The sequence below is a fragment of the Olivibacter sp. CPCC 100613 genome (genome assembly GCF_036959255.1).
In the GTDB taxonomy this organism is placed as follows: domain Bacteria; phylum Bacteroidota; class Bacteroidia; order Sphingobacteriales; family Sphingobacteriaceae; genus Olivibacter.
In genome coordinates this window covers 134602-151871 of the sequence record NZ_JAWMTI010000005.1, presented here as the reverse complement: position 1 = coordinate 151871, position 17270 = coordinate 134602, and the positions used below count along the sequence as shown (strand labels likewise).

Here is a 17270-nt window from a genome sequence, read left to right as displayed (position 1 = left end):
TGCAATGAGCTCATGAATGCCAAATAAAAAGCAATTGACTATGAATAATACCTTTAAAATGAACACGAATGAATAATTACCAAATTGACCAATCAATCACGCAACTACTTAACTTCCTAATAAAGCTCCTTCAACAATTTTTCAAATGCCTCTTTTAATGTCTCAAGTTCCTGTTCTACTTTGGCGAGACGAGCCTCCAAGATTTCAGTATCTTGGATGTTTGTCGTAGCATCTTCATTAAATTCATTACTCTCGAAATCCGGAATCCCTCCAAAAAGGTGCATATAACGGACCTCTTTTTGTCCAGGTCTTTTAGGAACTTGAATAAGCATAGCCGGTAATTCTGATTCCTTGCTTAACTTATCGAGGTATTCTTGTATTTCCGCCAATGATTCAAACTCGTAAAGTCGACCGGAATTACTGTTGATCTCACCCACTGTTAATGGGCCCCGTAAGAGGAGAAGACATAAAATGGCTATTTCAGCAGGGATAATTGGATATGAAACACTTAGCGTATGCCTGTATTTAATGGTACGGCTCGAACCTCCGGTGGCAGTTGCAACTAAACTCTTCTTTCGCAAAGCGTCTAATGCGGCGATAACGGTATCATCATTATATTGAACGACGGGTTTACGAGACGATTTTTGATTGCAAGCCGCGGTTAAACTATTTAATGTGAGTGGGTAATATTCGGGAGTTGTTTTGCTTTTTTCCATTAAAGAACCTAATACTCGTTGTTCTTCAAGGCTTAATATAGGTAAGGTAATCTGTTGTTCCATGGCTAAAGATAGGAAAATTAGCTAACTTTGTGCAACACATTCAGGCTATGGATTTAACAAAGAAATTAATGCTTCCGGGGAAATATTGCGAGTCGTTGACAGATTATAAGCGTTGGCTTACACGAGAGGTACAGATTGGCGATGTTCCGATGGGGGGCAAGTATCCCATACGCATTCAAAGTATGACAACGGTTGATACCATGGATACCAAGGGTTCGGTTGAACAGACGTTGCGAATGGTAGAGGCTGGATGTGAGTATGTACGTATCACGGCACCTAGTATTAAAGAAGCACAAAATTTAGCAGAAATAAAAAAGGAATTACGCAAAGAAGGGTGTAAAGTTCCCCTGGTAGCCGATATTCATTTCACCCCCAATGCTGCTGAAGTTGCCGCACGTATCGTTGAAAAGGTACGGGTAAACCCAGGTAATTATGCCGACAAAAAGAAATTTGACAAGCTGACGTATACAGACGCAGCCTATCAGGCAGAACTGGAACGAATTTATACAAAGTTTGCCCCCTTAGTAAAGATATGCAAAGAGTATGGTACCGCTATGCGCATAGGAACTAATCACGGTTCGCTATCGGATCGGATCATGAGCCATTACGGTGATACACCTGAAGGTATGGTGGAGTCAGCTCTGGAGTTTATTCGTATCTGTGAAGATCTCCATTATTATAACTTGGTGATCTCCATGAAATCGAGTAATCCGCAGGTGATGGTGCAGGCTTATCGCTTGTTGGTAGAGAAGATGGTAGCTGAAGGAATGAATTATCCCCTACATTTAGGTGTTACAGAGGCTGGCGATGGGGAAGATGGCAGAATTAAATCGGCTGTGGGTATCGGCACTTTATTAGAGGATGGGCTTGGCGATACCGTGAGGGTATCGTTGACGGAAGAACCTGAATTAGAAGCACCGGTAGCAAGGGCATTGGTGAACCGTTATGTGGATCGTGCGCAGCACACCAAGGAGGATCGCGCGCGTCAGACTTTCGCTGATTCGAAGCTTATAGTGGACAGTTTAAGTAACCGTCGTGAAACCAAAGAGGTCAATGCATTTATTGGCGGAGCCATGGTTCCCCGGGTAGTGGCTGATTTATCTAAGAAACGGCTGATCGACCCCATGGTATTAAAAGATATTGGTTATATATATGATCCTTTATTGGATAAATACCATATGGGCGATCAATCTGTTGATTTTGTTTTCTTTGGTGATAACTTGCCTTCCTTTACCATGCCCGGTAATTTAAAGCAGGTTTATAACGTTACTACTTGGCAGCGTCTGACGAATAAGGAGAACGCACACCCCTTGTATCAATTGGCATCGTATTTAGAGGCTACCGAGCATGATATGCATTTAAATTTGGTAAGCATTTGTCACCAAGATCTGGAAAGTGAAGCCTTTGAAAACTTGCCCATGGACCCCACATTGGTTTTTGTATTGGAAACCGAGCGGCTGCACGGTATGGCAGACCAACGAGCGTTTTTTGCAAAGTTAAAGCGCTGGGGTCTGGAAATTCCTGTTATTATAAAGCGATTTTACGACCCTTTAGCATTTAATGGTCCTATAGGGGATGTTATGAGCCCGGAAGAACCCATCTCTAAATTGCAATTATATGCAGCAACTGATTTAGGGGGGCTCTTGATAGATGGGATGGGCGACGGAATATGGATTGACGCACCCGCCATCCCTACCGATAAACTCGTTTCCGCGTCCTTTGCAATTTTGCAGGCAACACGTTCCAGAATTTCGAAAACAGAATATATTTCTTGTCCAAGCTGCGGTCGTACCTTGTTTGATTTACAAGAAACTACGCAAATGATTCGTAGTCGTACAAATCATCTAAAAGGATTGAAGATAGCTATTATGGGATGTATTGTAAATGGTCCGGGTGAGATGGCTGATGCCGACTACGGTTATGTGGGGGCAGGTCCTGATCGGGTTACCTTGTACCGGGGAAAAGAGGTTGTGAAAAAAAATGTACTGTCGGCAAATGCACTGAATGAGCTGATAGAAATTATCCGTGCAGATGGTAATTGGACTGAACTAACTTGATCTCCTTATTCAACCGATAAATCGATCACTATTCAAACTAATAGGCCAGTAGGTTGTTATTAGTACATCTTTAATAACAACCTTTAGATTTTTTATCATGGCAAAAAAAGTAGCTGATCAGCTAGTTGAAACCCTTTGGGAAGCGGGGGTTAAGCGTATCTATGCCGTTACGGGCGATAGTTTAAATGAGGTGAATGATGCAGTGAGAAGAAACGGCAATATCCAATGGGTTCACGTTCGTCACGAAGAGGCCGGAGCCTATGCCGCGGCGGCGGAAGCTGAACTGAACGGTATCGCCTGTTGTGCCGGGAGCAGTGGCCCTGGGCATGTGCATCTTGTTAATGGCTTGTATGACGCTAATCGATCAGGAGCACCTGTTTTAGCGATAGCCTCAACGATGCACACCGATGAAATGGGTTCTGATTATTTCCAAGAAACCAATACGATTAAACTGTTTGATGATTGTAGTGTTTACAATCAAATAGCTACTACCTCCAAACAATTTCCAAGAATGCTTCAGGCAGCCCTGCAACACGCTTCAAGTAAAAAAGGAGTGGCGGTTATTGGATTACCCGGTGACGTCGCTATGGGGGAAGCTACCGATATATTGACCGAGACAAGATTGCTGCGCCAAAAAACGATCGTACACCCCGATCATGAGGAGTTGCAGGCTTTGGCTACTTTGCTGAATCAACATAAACGGATTACGCTTTTCTGTGGCATCGGTTGTAAAGATGCACACGATGAAGTAGTAACCCTGGCGAAAAAATTAAATGCACCTGTTGGCTATTCATTTAGGGGTAAAATGTATGTGCAATACGATAATCCAAATGAAGTAGGAATGACAGGACTTTTGGGCTTGCCTTCTGCCTATCATGCCATGCATGAGTCGGATTTGCTTTTGTTACTGGGAACGGATTTTCCGTACAAAGATTTCATGCCTGAAAGTTGCGGTATTATCCAGATTGATGAAAAGCCGGAACGATTGGGGCGCAGGGCTAAACTAAAAATGGGGCTGATGGGTGATATCAAACATACGATACAAGCGTTGCTGCCTTTACTGGAACAAAATCAGGATGATAGTTTTTTACAAGCGCAATTGAAGCTTTATGGAAAGGTAAGAGAAACACAGCAGACCTATGTAAATGATCGAGGAAAGAAGGATAATATATCACCTGAATATTTAGCTTATACGATCGATCGGTTAGCCGCAAAGGATGCGATATTTACCGTTGATACCGGTATGAGCTGTGTTTGGGGAGCACGGTTTATTCAGGCTACAGCTAATAGAGAATTGCTTGGTTCGTTTAATCACGGCTCGATGGCAAATGCCATGCCCCAGGCTATCGGTGCAGCTTTTGCTCGGCCAAACCAACAAGTAATCGCCTTTTGTGGAGATGGGGGGATTTCGATGCTGCTGGGTGACTTAGCGACTATTGTTCAGTATAATCTTCCGATAAAAATCATCGTTTTCGACAATCGTTCATTAGGTATGGTGAAGTTGGAGATGGAAGTGGCCGGTCTACCTGATTGGCAAACGGATATGTACAATCCGGATTTTGCAACGGTAGCAATGGCAATGGGAATGAAAGGAATATGTATTGATGAACCGGATAAGGTAGAAGAGGGCATAAAGGAAGCATTGACTCACCAGGGGCCTGTATTGGTACATGCAAAAACCAACCCAAATTCTTTGGCGATGCCTCCAAAAATAGAGTTCTCGCAGATGAAAGGGTACGCGATCACAATGGGGAAAATGATTCTGAGCGGACGAATGGACGAGGTCCTTGAAACGGTTAAGAGCAATTACAAGCATCTGAAGGAGGTCATTCGATAGTAGTTAAATAGTTGCGTTGTTAAGTAAGGAAATAGTTTATTAGCCAATGTGATAATGGAAGAACCTGGGTAACCAAAGATGGATTGCCGGCATTGCCCTTATGAGTGTTGCTGCGAATAGCTAATAACCAATAACGAAGAACCAGCAACTGACAACTGGTATCTGCAACGCATAACAACCCTCAGCTCTACAGAATAAGTAGTTATTAGAATCATTCAAAATAAGTTTATTTTCCATTTAGTATTTTCATGCTTAATCATTAAGTTTGCACTAATTACAATTAGTGCAAATTTTGTCTTGAGTTTTTACGTCATATATATTCTGGTTGCCATTTTATTGTTTACTTTTTTAGCCGGGTTTACACTTTTTGCTGTGTATGCTGAGCGGAAAGTGGCAGGCTTTGTGCAAGACCGATTGGGTCCTATGGAGACGGGTAAGTTTGGTAGCTTACAGACAGTGGCCGATATTCTTAAACTTTTACAAAAGGAGTTTATATCACCGGCAAGTGGTGATAAAATATTATTTGCAGCGGCACCGGTCATTGTATTTGTTGCGGTATACCTAGGTTTTGCAGCTATGCCTTGGGCGCCCAATGTAGCACCTGCAGCATTAAATCTGGGATTGTTCTATGTGATCGCCATTATATCAGTAGAAGCGATTGGTGTACTGATGGCTGGATGGGGGTCTAATAATAAGTTCTCCCTGCTGGGGGCGCTTCGTTCCGTAGCGCAGATTGTTTCTTATGAAATACCGGCTGGTTTAGCGTTAATTGCCGCGGTAATGATTACGCAAACGCTTGATTTGCAGGAGGTCACAATTAATCAAGGGGTGTTGACAAAAGAACGCTTACTTTTTCTTGGTTTTTGGGATGTAAGTGAAATAGGTGGTTTTTTTGCCTGGAATATTTTTCAGGCACCTCATCTTATACTGGCTTATATTATTTATTTCATTGCGTCATTAGCCGAATGCAACCGAGCGCCCTTTGATATTCCTGAAGCAGAATCCGAATTGGTTTCAGGCTATCATACAGAGTATGGGGGACTGCGTTTTGCCTTTTTCTTTTTGGCCGAATACTGTTTGATGTTTTTGGTGTCCATGATTGGGGTTGTACTTTTTTTGGGAGGATGGAACACACCACTACCAAATATCGGCGCTTGGAAATTAGCAACCTGGACTACAGGAATCGTTTGGGGGATTATTTGGGTACTGTTTAAAACCTTGGCAGTCGTTGGTATTCAGATTTTGATCAGATGGACGCTTCCTCGATTACGGGTGGATCAGTTAATGGGTCTATCTTGGAAAGTATTAACACCTTTAGCCTTTTTATGTATGGTTATATCCGGTATTTGGCGGATTATGGTCATGGTTGGCTGAAACATTAAGTAGTTGAGATGTTGAATAGGGTGTAGAAAAAGAGTTGAATTGAAAAGTAGTTAGTGGGAAAGTAGTTGATGAATAACTTTGCGTTAGCTCGAGTACCTTGTAACCAAAGCAGAATATGTTAAAAAGAGCTTTACAGGCATTTACTACAGCGCTTAAAGGGTTAAGTATTACCTTCAGGCATTTTTTTGCTGCACGTAAATCACGTAAAGAATTGGATATTAAGCAGGATAATTATTTTAAAAAGCAAGAAGGGATTACTACTATTCAATATCCCAAGCAGGAAATACCGATACCTGAAGTAGCTAGATATCAATTGGACGTCGAAATTAACGATTGCATCGTATGTGATCTATGTGCCAAAGCTTGTCCTGTAGATTGTATTAGTATCGACGCCATCAAAGCAACGGAAGCGATTGGAAAGACTTCTGATGGCAGCGTAAAACGTTTGTATGCTGCGAAATTTGATATCGATATGGCAAAATGCATGTATTGTGGTCTATGTACAGTTGTATGCCCAACAGAATGCATTACCATGACGGATAATTACGATCGTAGTTTTTCAAATTTATCAGAGCTGATTTATCAATTTTCAGAGATGACAGCAGAAGAAATTGAAGAAAAACGAGCTGAATTGGCGCGTTTTCAGGCTGAGAAGGAGGCAGCGAAGCGTAAACCATGAATATAAATCTGATATTATTCTATGTATTGGCATTTACCGCAGTCGGTTCTGCGATTTTGATTGTGTCGATGAAAAATTTGGTACGATGCCTATTTCTTTTTTTTGTGACCTTATTTGCCGTTGCAGGCCTTTATATCTTTGCATTAGCTGATTTTGTAGCGGTTACGCAAGTAATTGTTTATGTGGGTGGCGTATTGGTTTTAATGCTTTTTGCTTTCATGTTGTCAAATAAGCTGTTGTTGAATGATTTACGATCGGGGTTGAGTGGTGTGTTTTCGATACCATCTTGGCAAGCTGGCGTTGTTTCTCTTGGTCTGTTCGTTGCGCTGTTGGGCGTGGTGTCGCAATTAGCTGTAAGCGAACCACAATGGATTACCCAAGCAAAAGAAAAGCAGCTATATATACAATATCATGATAATACGATACATCATTTGGGAATCAACTTGATGACGCGCTTTATATTGCCTTTCGAAGTAGTTTCGGTGTTTCTAATGATGGCGTTAATGGGCGCAGCTCACCTAGCAAGGAAGGAGAAGCAAACATCGTGATAAGCCTAACACATTTTTTAATTGTCAGTGCCCTGTTATTCTCTATTGGGCTATATGCTGTCCTCGCAAAAAAGAATGCTATTTTGGTATTGGTGGGTATTGAGCTGATGATTAATGCGGCAGTACTAAATTTAGTTGCCTTCGGAAGGTATGATGGAGCCCTGTATGGTGGTCAAACTTTTGCGCTATTTGCGATCGTTCTTGCCGCTGCTGCTGTTGCCGTAGCCCTCGCTATTATATTGAATGTATACAAGCACTATAAAAGCATTAATCCCGACGATATTAACAATTTAAAAGATTAAATGGAGCAGCTAGGTCAATTATCGACACCGATTTTAGCGGCACTTGTTGTGCTGTTTGCTCCACTCGTTTCTTTTTTTATCTACGCTGCTGCTGGTAAACAGCTACGAACAGGAATACCTGCTATAGCGGCTATTGCAATCAGTTTGACAGCATCGATCGTAGTTTTTTGTCATGTTTGGAACGGGGAGCAAATCCACCAACAGATTTCTTGGTTTCAAATTGGAGAACATGCCTTTGGTGCAGGTATGTTGTTAAATAATTTATCGGCCATCATGTTATTGTTGGTGTCGGCTATAGCTCTTCCTGTTCATATATATTCCACGATTTACATGAAAGGTGATTCAGGTATACACCGGTATTGGTTATATTTAAGCCTTTTTTGTTTTGCCATGTTGGGACTGGTCATGGCGGATAGTCTGTTGCTCATGTATATCGGATGGGAATTGGTTGGTTTTGCTTCCTATTTATTAATTGGTTTTTGGTTTACGAAATCAGCTGCTATTAAGGCCAATAAGAAGGCTTTTCTAATTAACAGAATTGGAGATTTAGGCTTTTTAGTAGGGATAGCCGTTATTTATACGCAATTTCAGACATTTGATCTCTTAGCGCTTTTTGGAGAGCATGGTATGGTTAGGGAAGCGCTAAATGATGGAATCGAATGGCGCTATGGCGAGCATGGTATGCCTGTTATATGGTTATCAATAGCGGGAGGAGCTTTCTTTCTTGGAGCAATGGCCAAATCTGCCCAGTTTCCATTTCATATTTGGCTGCCGGATGCGATGGAAGGTCCTACGTCGGTTTCTTCTTTGATCCATGCAGCCACCATGGTAGCGGCCGGTGTTTTTATGCTCGTGCGAATATCCCCTCTTTTTGATGATCATGTGCTGCTGCTGATCGGAACGATCGGCGCCTTTACTGCCCTGATGGCGGCCACGATTGCCCTGACGCAACAGGATATTAAAAAAATCCTAGCTTTCTCAACGATCTCCCAGCTTGGTTTTATGATGGTTGCCATTGGCATCGGTCAATATGGAGTAGCAATCTTTCATTTGGTAACACACGCATTTTTTAAATGCCTGCTTTTCCTTTCCGCCGGGGCAGTAATACACGAAATGCAGCACTTGAAAGAAAAAAATAACCTAGCGATAGATCCACAGGATATTCGGAATATGGGGGGATTGAGAAAATATATGCCGCATACTTTTCGCTTGACTTTAGTAGCTGCGCTTGCGTTGGCGGGTCTACCTTTAACCGCAGGATATCTGTCAAAAGATGCGATTTTGATATTTGCTTTTGAATGGTCGGAGTGGCAATCTGCTTGGTGGAAATTGATTCCCATATCTTTGTTGATTACCAGTGCCTTAACGGCTTTCTATATTGCGAGACTGGTTTTTAAGGTCTTCTATGGTAAACTTAGACTCCAAAGGAATGATTCACAGAAATATCATCCGCACGAGGCATCTAGGGGAATGTTGATTCCCATGCTATTTCTAGGGTTATGTTCGCTGTTTCCTCTATTTTCATATAATCCATTGATTTTTGAAGATTCCTGGCTTATTAAGGGGTTCGAGTTGCCGGAAACATTGGAACGGGTCAACATTTACCATACGGTGATCCCGGCAGCGGTCAATGGACTTGCGATTGTGATGATTTTTATCGCTTGGAAGTGGTATGCAAAAGGAAAATATCCACAAGGAAGTTTTCAAGGAGCTTTATATCAGTTCTCTTTTCATCAGTGGTACTTAAATCTTTTCTATGAAAGTGGATTGGTCAAACCCTTGCTTGGATTTTCAAAAATGTTGTACGCTATAGATCGTGTCGTGGTAGACGGCTTAGTCGAAAAAGTAACTGGTCTCGCGCGTTTATTCGCCTATGCATCGCACTGGTTTGATCGTTCTGTTGTTGATGCTGTCGTTAATGGTATGGGCAAAACTGCTTTTGTAATAGGTGGTCTGATGCGCGGTTCCAGAAAGGGAAAAATACAGTACTATATATTTAGTATGTTTTTAGTTTTATTAATTGTATTATTTGTTGGATTAAAGGTCTTTAGTCCTTAACCTGAAAATATGAGCTTATTGTCTGTTTTAATCTTCTTGCCATTATGTGCTGCTTTGCTTGTATTATTAGTGCCTACAGCATACAAAACGGTATATAAGTACATTGCAATCGGTGTGAGTATGATACAACTATTGCTTGCCGTGTATCTGTATACTGCTTTTGATACAGAATTAGCGGGCGTTTCTGCAATGGATGGCTACCAATTTGTAGAGAAGCTTCCTTGGATTCGGTTGAATTTAGGCAATTTGGGAACGTTAGAGGTAGATTATTTTGTTGGTGCCGATGGCTTTTCCATATTGTTTTTGTTGTTAACAGCTTTGGTAATGCTGGTAGCAGTACTCGCCTCTTGGAAAATAGATAAACAGCTCAAAGGTTTCTTATCGCTATTATTATTGTTGAATACGGCGATTATGGGGGTGTTTGTTGCGCTTGACTTTTTTCTATTTTACGTCTTTTATGAAGTGATGCTGCTACCACTTTATTTTCTGATCGGTATTTGGGGCGGGGTAAGAAGAGAATATGCAGCCATTAAGTTTTTTTTGTATACATTATTCGGCTCGGTCTTCATGTTGTTGGTAATGGTCGGTCTGTATTTTTCCGTTACGGATCCAATTACGGGCAATCATACCTTCAATATATTGCACATGATGGATAGTAAAAACTATGTTGAAGGTTCGGTGTTTTCTTGGATCGGTAACGGACAGTTATTTGGAATATCTGCTCGGTTGCTTGGTTTTATTATTCTCTTCATAGCTTTTGCTATTAAAGTACCTATTGTACCGCTGCATACGTGGTTGCCTGATGCGCACGTCGAAGCTCCGACGCCGATTTCCATTATATTGGCGGGCATATTGCTAAAAGTAGGCGGCTATGGTATCATTCGGATCTGTTATAGTATATTCCCTGATATCGCTTTGAATGTGGCATGGTGGATAGGGCTGATCGGTGTCGTTTCTATCATTTATGGCGCGTTAAACGCATTGGCACAACAAGACTTAAAACGCTTGGTTGCTTATTCCTCCGTATCCCATATGGGCTTTGTTCTTTTGGGACTTGCTTCGTTAACACCGGAAGGGATCAGTGGTGCCATGTTCCAGATGGTCAGCCATGGTTTTTTGTCAGCTATGCTGTTTTTCCTGGTGGGGGTTTTGTACGATCGCGTTCACGACCGCATGATCTATAATTTTAGGGGTTTAGCTTCCATTATGCCAACGTATACCGTATTCGTAGCTGTAGCGTTTTTTGCCTCATTAGGACTTCCTGGATTTTCGGCTTTTATCGCTGAAGCTTTTACTATTATCGGCGCTTTTAACGCGGAGAGTGTCAATGGTCTTATCCCGAGATGGATGGCTATTGGTGGTGCTGTAGGCATTCTATTAAGTGCCGCTTATTTTTTGTGGACTTTGCAAAGAATGTTTTTTGGGCATACGCGTTTAAAAGGCGGAAGCCAGTGGGAAGTATTGTTGACGGATGTGAATAGGAGAGAAAAGTTGGCGTTGGTGCCGATGGTATTATTAGCGCTGTTGTTTGGTATTATGCCTGCCCTTGTTTTTGACAAAATAAATGCCTCGGTGCTTTCTTTCATTGAACTGGTCAGTCGCGTAAATCATTAATGTTGTTTATGAGAGAATATATTCCGCAAATCAGTAATTTGTTAAATGGCGTTTGGGATGGTTTACCTTTCCTTTTGCCTGAATTTATACTGACAATTACTTTTCTTTTAACGATATTCTCCGGATTTGCACAAAAAGAAAGATCGACGATCACTTGGTGTTTTACCTTTATAGGTATCGTCTTAGCTGGTGTGGCTGCGGTTATGCAGCGTTTTTCGCCAGCAGTTGAGCCCGTTTTTTTTGGAATGATTTTACCCGATGCTAATGGATCGACACTGAAAGCACTTGTAAGTGCTGTTTGTTTGCTATTTTGCATTTTTGTCTATTATAATCAGCCCTTGCAAAATCACTCAAAAAAGATAGATGATTTGTTGAGCGTGTTATTGGCAATTCATATCGGGTTAAATTTGATGACTGTTGCAGTGAACTGGTTGATGGCCTATATCACAATAGAGATGGTTTCCATCGGTTCTTACATTATGGTTGCTTATTTGTCGCGGAATAATAAACAGAGCGAGGCAGCCATGAAGTATGTGTTGTTCGGAACCGTTTGCTCTGCCATTATGTTATACGGGCTTTCTTTGTTTTACGGATATACCGGTAGTCTTAATTTCGTTGATCCTCATCATCTTTCCGCTTTGGCAATGATGCCTTTCCCGGTGTTTATCCTTGCTATGCTTTTTGTGTTGACAGGCATTGGATTTAAATTGTCTTTTGTTCCTTTTCACTTTTGGAGCCCGGATGTTTATCAGGGAGCGCCTACTCCGGTGACTGCCTTTTTGTCGACCGCGCCAAAGATAGGAGCTATCATGCTCTTAGGACGTTTTGTTTTAGCTTGGTCTCAAGAGACAGACATTGGGTTGCCTGCTCCGCTTTTTTATTTGTTGGTTGCTGTTGCGATATTTAGTATGCTTCTCGGTAATTTAGTGGCAATTAGGCAAAGCAATATGAAACGAATGATGGCCTATTCATCCATTGGACACACGGGCTTTTTGATGATGATCATCTTGGCTGATACTGAGCGTTCATTTCCGGTTCTTTTTTTCTTTTTGACTTCGTATGTGATTATGAATATGGGGGTATTTATGCTTGCTGATTATTTGGAAGAAAAATTTGGCTTGGTGGAAATCACAGAATATAAAGGCTTGGGGAAATCTCATCCCTTTGTTATGAGTGTATTAACGCTATTTATGGTGTCGCTTATTGGGTTACCCCCAACGATAGGTTTTGTGGCTAAGTTGCTTACGTTTTCTGCACTACTTAATGCCTATCAAGCAAATGGAGATACAGCATGGTTGCTTCTGCTGATTACGGGTGCAATTACGACGGTAGTGGCGTTATTTTTTTATTTCAAGATCCCATTACAGGCCTTTCTAAAAAATACAAATAACGAAGCAAAGCAAGAAGTTCATACCAATGCTTTACTTTTTGTCGTCTTTCTTTTAGGCTTTCTAAGCCTTTTGCTTGGCATATTCCCTTCTTTTGTGCTCAATTTACTTTAAAGTATAGCCGCTTATTGTATTACGTGAATAGCTGAAAAATGCTTATTCGCGTTTATTTTTCTCTGTTACAACCACGTTTTTGCTTTCTCTTTTCTTTGTTCTGCTTTATTGTCTGTTTGTGATTTTTTATTATTTCAGGAATTTTGGATGAATTACCCGTTTTTATAACATGTTTTTGTATGTTTTTATGATTTTGAATTTATTTTTTAACTATTTTTTGTGTTATTTCTAATTTATTTTGATTTTTTATGTTAAAAAAATATTTTTATGTGTTTTGTTTTTAAAATATTGTATATATTTGGCAAAACTTATGTTAAAATATAATATGAACTCAAAAAAATCAACTATTCCTTTTGTTTTTCTGTTGCTTATTGTGTTGTTGGCGCTAATTTTTCCTTCGGTTCCTCTTTCTGGTGAGGGAGCCGCAGAATATGATGGTGCCGATGTGGCTTGGATGCTAACATCCACCGCCCTGGTGCTGATTATGACCCCGGGTTTAGCTTTTTTTTATGGGGGCATGGTGAAGAAAAAGAACGTTATCTCAACCATGTTACAAAGCTTCATTTGTATGTGTATTGTAGCCGTTATTTGGGTTGTATTTGGATTCAGCTTAGTGTTTGGTGAGTCGTGGCACGGTATTGTCGGTAATCCTTGTACCTTTTTTATGTTTAAAGGGGTTTTGGATGGACCGAACTGGGCGGGTGCACCGACTATTCCTTTAGCTATTTTTGCAATGTACCAATTAAAATTCGCCATTATTACCCCCGCTCTTATAACCGGTGCTTTTGCTGAACGGATTCGATTTACTTCCTATATTTTATTTGTTTGTCTATTTTTTGTCTTTATATACGCTCCATTGGCGCACGCTACCTGGCATCCCGAGGGGTTGTTGGCGAGTATGGGGGTGTTGGATTTCGCGGGAGGAACTGTCGTCCACATGTCAGCGGGTGTCACTGCGTTTGTGTCTGCTATTTTTCTGAAGAGAGGAAATAGTAATGGGCATGATCCTGCCCGTGTTACTTATGTACTGATTGGTATGGGGCTTTTATGGTTTGGGTGGTTTGGTTTTAATGCAGGTTCAGCATTTGGAGCAAATCAACTCGCTGCCTCGGCTTTAGCTACCACCACAACAGCATCGGCAGCAGCTGCATTAGCTTGGATTTTCTTTGATGCAGCGAGGGGGAAAAAACCTTCAGCCTTGGGCGTTTCTATTGGCGTAGTGGTCGGCTTGGTTGCCATTACACCTGCGGCAGGTTTTGTAACGGTTCCACATTCGCTGATCATAGGAGTAGTAACGTCGATAATATGTAACTTATTGGTTGAATGGCGTACTACACGCTCGAATGTAGATGACACCTTGGACGTTTTTCCAAGTCATGGCGTAGGCGGAATGGTTGGAATGCTGTTGACGGGTGTCTTTGCTTCAAAACATGTTAATCCTGTGGTTACAACCGATGGGTTGTTCTTTGGTGAAACAACCCTGTTTTGGGCACAGCTTATTGGGCTAATTGGGTCGGTAGCTTATACATTTGTTGTAGCGTTCATTTTATTAAGAGTAACAAACGCTATTAGCAAATTGCGTGTTTCTCCCGAAGAGGAAGAAATGGGACTGGATATTAGCCAACATGGAGAGAAACTCTAATTAACCCAACCAATATCTTCGGGCAGCAATGCTTGAAGCTCGGGAGCCCCTTGATGGGAGGGGCTCCAATTTTTTTTACATAGGGGTGTTTATTTTTAGGTGGCTTTCTTTTTGCAAAGTTGTTTAAATATGTAATTTTGCATGCTCAATTCCAACTATGAGTGACTCAATTAAACACGAGTGCGGCATTGCATTAATTCGCTTGCTAAAGCCTCTTTCTTATTATCAGGAGAAGTATGGTACCTCTCTGTACGGCATCAACAAACTTTATTTATTAATGGAAAAACAGCATAACCGTGGTCAGGACGGAGCTGGTATTGCCACCATTAAGTTTGATATTAAACCTGGTAATCGCTATATCAGTCGATATAGAGCGATGGGGGCGAGCGCTGTATCAGAAATTTTTGAATATGTTCAACGGAAATTTGCTGCCGTCCAGCAGGCGGAACCTGAATTGTTTCAAGATTCTCATTGGTTAAAAGAGAATATGAGTTTTGTGGGGGAGGTACTGTTAGGGCATTTAAGGTATGGAACACATGGCAAAAATAGCATTGAAAATTGTCATCCGTTTTTGCGCCAGAACAATTGGATGAGTCGTAACTTGGTGATTGCCGGTAATTTCAATATGACGAATGTAGACGAACTATTGGAACAATTGTTTGAGCTGGGGCAACATCCGAAGGAACAGGCTGATACGGTAACTGTTTTGGAAAAGATCGGACACTTTTTAGATACTGAAAATCAGGAACTTTTTGATAAGTTTAAGAAAGAGGGGTATTCTAATGTCGAAATAAGCGCGCTTATTGCAAGAAATCTGGATGTTGCTAATATTCTTCGGCGTTCTGCAAAAACATGGGACGGAGGTTATACAATCAGTGGTATTTTCGGGCACGGGGATGCTTTCGTTATGCGAGATCCCGCAGGGATCAGGCCTGCCTACTATTATTATGATGATGAAATCGTAGTGGTTACATCTGAACGACCGGCTATTCAGACCGCTTTCAATATTAAGTTTGAAAATATTCGTGAAATTAAGCCAGGGCATGCGCTTATCATTAAGAAAGACGGAACGATTTCGGAAGAAATGTTCAGGGAACCCGAAGAACAGAAATCTTGCTCTTTTGAGCGCATCTACTTTTCGAGAGGTAGCGATGCCGAAATTTATCAAGAACGAAAACAACTGGGGCGACTGCTGTGTCCTGGCATTCTAGAGTCTATTAACCATAATATAAAAAATACTGTTTTTTCCTTTATTCCCAATACAGCCGAGGTTGCTTTTTACGGTGTAACCGATGGTATTAATGAGTATGTTCGCAAATTGCAGAAGGATACATTATTGAACCGAACCGATAAGATATCGGATGCGGAATTGGAAGATATGCTCAACATTTCACCTCGTTTCGAAAAATTGAGTATTAAGGATGCGAAGCTACGGACATTTATTACGCAAGATGCCGATAGACAAGATATGGTGGCCCATGTATACGATACTACCTATGGTGTGGTTAAGGGCGGGGAAGATACGATTGTAGCAATTGATGACTCCATTGTACGTGGCACTACCTTGAAGCAAAGTATCTTGAAGATCCTAGATCGCTTAAATCCCGTTAAAATTATTATTGTTTCATCTGCTCCTCAAATACGTTATCCCGATTGTTATGGTATAGACATGTCGAGAATGGGTGAGTTTGTTGCTTTTGAGGCCGCTATTTCATTGCTGCGTAAAAACGGTATGAATTACATTATTGATGATGTCTATCAAAAATGTGTTGACTCGTTGGATATGGATAAAACACGGGTTCCAAACCATGTAAAAGCTATTTACGAACCTTTCACTTATGAAGAGATATCGGCTGAGATTGCACGTATTGTAACCCCTATCGATATTAAGGCAAAAGTAGAAGTGATTTACCAAAAATTGGAAGATTTACATATTGCATGTCCGAAGAATAAAGGGGATTGGTATTTTTCAGGTGATTATCCAACTCCGGGTGGAAATAAAGTGGTCAACCGCGCTTTCATGAATTGGGTAGAAGGAAAGAATGTACGCGCTTATTATTCGGCCTGATATGATATAGCAGTGTAGATAGATAATAATGAAATAACAGTATGTATGGGTTGAAATAAAATTTCAACCTTTTTTTGTGGGCGTAGAAAATTATTCTCGCATGCTTTTACCGTCGAGTTCCGGTATTAATGATGGTGAGTGAGATTATTGCAAAATACCTGCGTTCGTTAAATAATTGTATGCGTAAATACCAACTCATACATTAGTCGTAGCGCAAATACGATAATGAGGGCACCGGCAAATTTGTTGATTTTATTTAGGGTGCATTCCTCAATTTTATGGCTCAATTTGTCAGCATAGAAAGCTTTTAGAGAGTCGATACCCAATTGAGTAAAAAGTACACATGCGAAAAACGGAACGATTCGTTTTAAATCAAAAGTATTACTGATAGAAACTACCCCACTTGTAACACTGATCCAATAAAGTAATAGCGTTGGATTAAAAATGCACATCGCTAATCCTTTGATAAAGTAACCGCTATGTTCCTTTTTAGATAAACATTTCGTACGCTTTATGGTGACTTTTTTACGAATATAATGAATACCAACGCCGAGCAACACAAGGCTGCCGATGATACCAAGGGGAAGAAGAATTTCCTTTTCGCGCGCAATATACGAAGAGCCGTATAAGGCGAGCGCAACATACATCACATCGGCTATAAATACACCAAATGCAAAGGAAAGACCGCCATAGAACCCTTTTTCTATACTTGTTTTCAGTAATGCGAAGAATGCTGGGCCAGTTAGAAAAGACAAAATAATCCCCAAACCGATACCAGAAATGATTACTTCAATCATGTTT

Annotated in this window: 13 protein-coding genes; 11 read left to right on the top strand and 2 right to left on the bottom strand. The window is 41.0% G+C overall.

Annotated elements, in window-relative coordinates:
* Positions 1-116: 116 nt before the first annotated feature.
* On the bottom strand, positions 117-779 hold the full coding sequence (locus RYH73_RS16970) for a YceH family protein (RefSeq protein WP_335314642.1): 663 nt from the start codon (positions 777-779) through the stop codon (positions 117-119).
* Between the two features lie 47 nt (positions 780-826).
* Here RYH73_RS16970 and ispG point away from each other — a divergent pair, with 47 nt between their 5' ends.
* The 11 genes from ispG (at position 827) to RYH73_RS16915 (ending at position 16469) form a co-directional block, all read left to right on the top strand.
* Complete coding sequence (gene ispG / locus RYH73_RS16965; protein WP_335314641.1) at positions 827-2836, top strand: (E)-4-hydroxy-3-methylbut-2-enyl-diphosphate synthase; 2010 nt, start codon at positions 827-829, stop codon at positions 2834-2836.
* Positions 2837-2933: 97 nt separating this feature from the next.
* Positions 2934-4673 carry a thiamine pyrophosphate-dependent enzyme gene (locus RYH73_RS16960; RefSeq protein WP_335314640.1) on the top strand — a complete coding sequence of 580 codons (1740 nt, stop codon included), beginning with the start codon at positions 2934-2936 and terminating at the stop codon, positions 4671-4673.
* Between the two features lie 273 nt (positions 4674-4946).
* Positions 4947-6047 carry an NADH-quinone oxidoreductase subunit NuoH gene (gene nuoH, locus RYH73_RS16955; RefSeq protein WP_442946113.1) on the top strand — a complete coding sequence of 367 codons (1101 nt, stop codon included), beginning with the start codon at positions 4947-4949 and terminating at the stop codon, positions 6045-6047.
* A 124-nt stretch (positions 6048-6171) separates the two neighbouring features.
* Positions 6172-6735, top strand: coding sequence for a 4Fe-4S binding protein (locus tag RYH73_RS16950; protein WP_335314639.1), 564 nt, complete (start codon positions 6172-6174; stop codon positions 6733-6735).
* Positions 6732-7283 carry an NADH-quinone oxidoreductase subunit J family protein gene (locus RYH73_RS16945; RefSeq protein WP_335314638.1) on the top strand — a complete coding sequence of 184 codons (552 nt, stop codon included), beginning with the start codon at positions 6732-6734 and terminating at the stop codon, positions 7281-7283. Before RYH73_RS16950 ends, RYH73_RS16945 begins: the two co-directional genes overlap by 4 nt.
* A complete protein-coding gene (gene nuoK / locus RYH73_RS16940; RefSeq protein ID WP_335314637.1) occupies positions 7280-7585 on the top strand; it encodes an NADH-quinone oxidoreductase subunit NuoK in 306 nt (101 codons plus the stop codon). The genes RYH73_RS16945 and nuoK overlap by 4 nt, the downstream gene beginning before the upstream one ends.
* Positions 7586-9643, top strand: coding sequence for an NADH-quinone oxidoreductase subunit L (nuoL, locus tag RYH73_RS16935; protein ID WP_335314636.1), 2058 nt, complete (start codon positions 7586-7588; stop codon positions 9641-9643).
* Between the two features lie 9 nt (positions 9644-9652).
* Positions 9653-11257, top strand: a complete 1605-nt coding sequence (locus RYH73_RS16930; RefSeq protein WP_335314635.1) for a complex I subunit 4 family protein — start codon at positions 9653-9655, stop codon at positions 11255-11257.
* 8 nt (positions 11258-11265) lie between these two features.
* Positions 11266-12759: an NADH-quinone oxidoreductase subunit N gene (locus RYH73_RS16925; RefSeq protein ID WP_335314634.1), complete on the top strand. Its 1494-nt coding sequence runs from the start codon at positions 11266-11268 to the stop codon at positions 12757-12759.
* A 325-nt stretch (positions 12760-13084) separates the two neighbouring features.
* Entirely contained in the window at positions 13085-14401 is a 1317-nt protein-coding gene (locus RYH73_RS16920; RefSeq protein ID WP_335314633.1) for an ammonium transporter, read from the top strand.
* Positions 14402-14558: 157 nt separating this feature from the next.
* Positions 14559-16469 (top strand): amidophosphoribosyltransferase, encoded by a 1911-nt coding sequence (locus RYH73_RS16915; RefSeq protein ID WP_335314632.1) that lies wholly within the window; start codon positions 14559-14561, stop codon positions 16467-16469.
* Positions 16470-16636: 167 nt separating this feature from the next.
* On the opposite strand, the gene RYH73_RS16910 is transcribed toward RYH73_RS16915, so the two are convergent.
* Positions 16637-17266: a LysE family translocator gene (locus tag RYH73_RS16910; RefSeq protein ID WP_335314631.1), complete on the bottom strand. Its 630-nt coding sequence runs from the start codon at positions 17264-17266 to the stop codon at positions 16637-16639.
* Positions 17267-17270 lie beyond the last annotated feature (4 nt).

Bases quoted from the DNA above. Each gene is read 5' to 3' on its own strand.
- RYH73_RS16970 (WP_335314642.1), bottom strand. From the start codon at position 779: ATGGAACAACAGATTACCTTACCTATATTAAGCCTTGAAGAACAACGA.
- ispG (WP_335314641.1), top strand. From the start codon at position 827: ATGGATTTAACAAAGAAATTAATGCTTCCGGGGAAATATTGCGAGTCG.
- RYH73_RS16960 (WP_335314640.1), top strand. From the start codon at position 2,934: ATGGCAAAAAAAGTAGCTGATCAGCTAGTTGAAACCCTTTGGGAAGCG.
- RYH73_RS16950 (WP_335314639.1), top strand. From the start codon at position 6,172: ATGTTAAAAAGAGCTTTACAGGCATTTACTACAGCGCTTAAAGGGTTA.
- RYH73_RS16945 (WP_335314638.1), top strand. From the start codon at position 6,732: ATGAATATAAATCTGATATTATTCTATGTATTGGCATTTACCGCAGTC.
- nuoL (WP_335314636.1), top strand. From the start codon at position 7,586: ATGGAGCAGCTAGGTCAATTATCGACACCGATTTTAGCGGCACTTGTT.
- RYH73_RS16930 (WP_335314635.1), top strand. From the start codon at position 9,653: ATGAGCTTATTGTCTGTTTTAATCTTCTTGCCATTATGTGCTGCTTTG.
- RYH73_RS16925 (WP_335314634.1), top strand. From the start codon at position 11,266: ATGAGAGAATATATTCCGCAAATCAGTAATTTGTTAAATGGCGTTTGG.
- RYH73_RS16920 (WP_335314633.1), top strand. From the start codon at position 13,085: ATGAACTCAAAAAAATCAACTATTCCTTTTGTTTTTCTGTTGCTTATT.
- RYH73_RS16915 (WP_335314632.1), top strand. From the start codon at position 14,559: ATGAGTGACTCAATTAAACACGAGTGCGGCATTGCATTAATTCGCTTG.
- RYH73_RS16910 (WP_335314631.1), bottom strand. From the start codon at position 17,266: ATGATTGAAGTAATCATTTCTGGTATCGGTTTGGGGATTATTTTGTCT.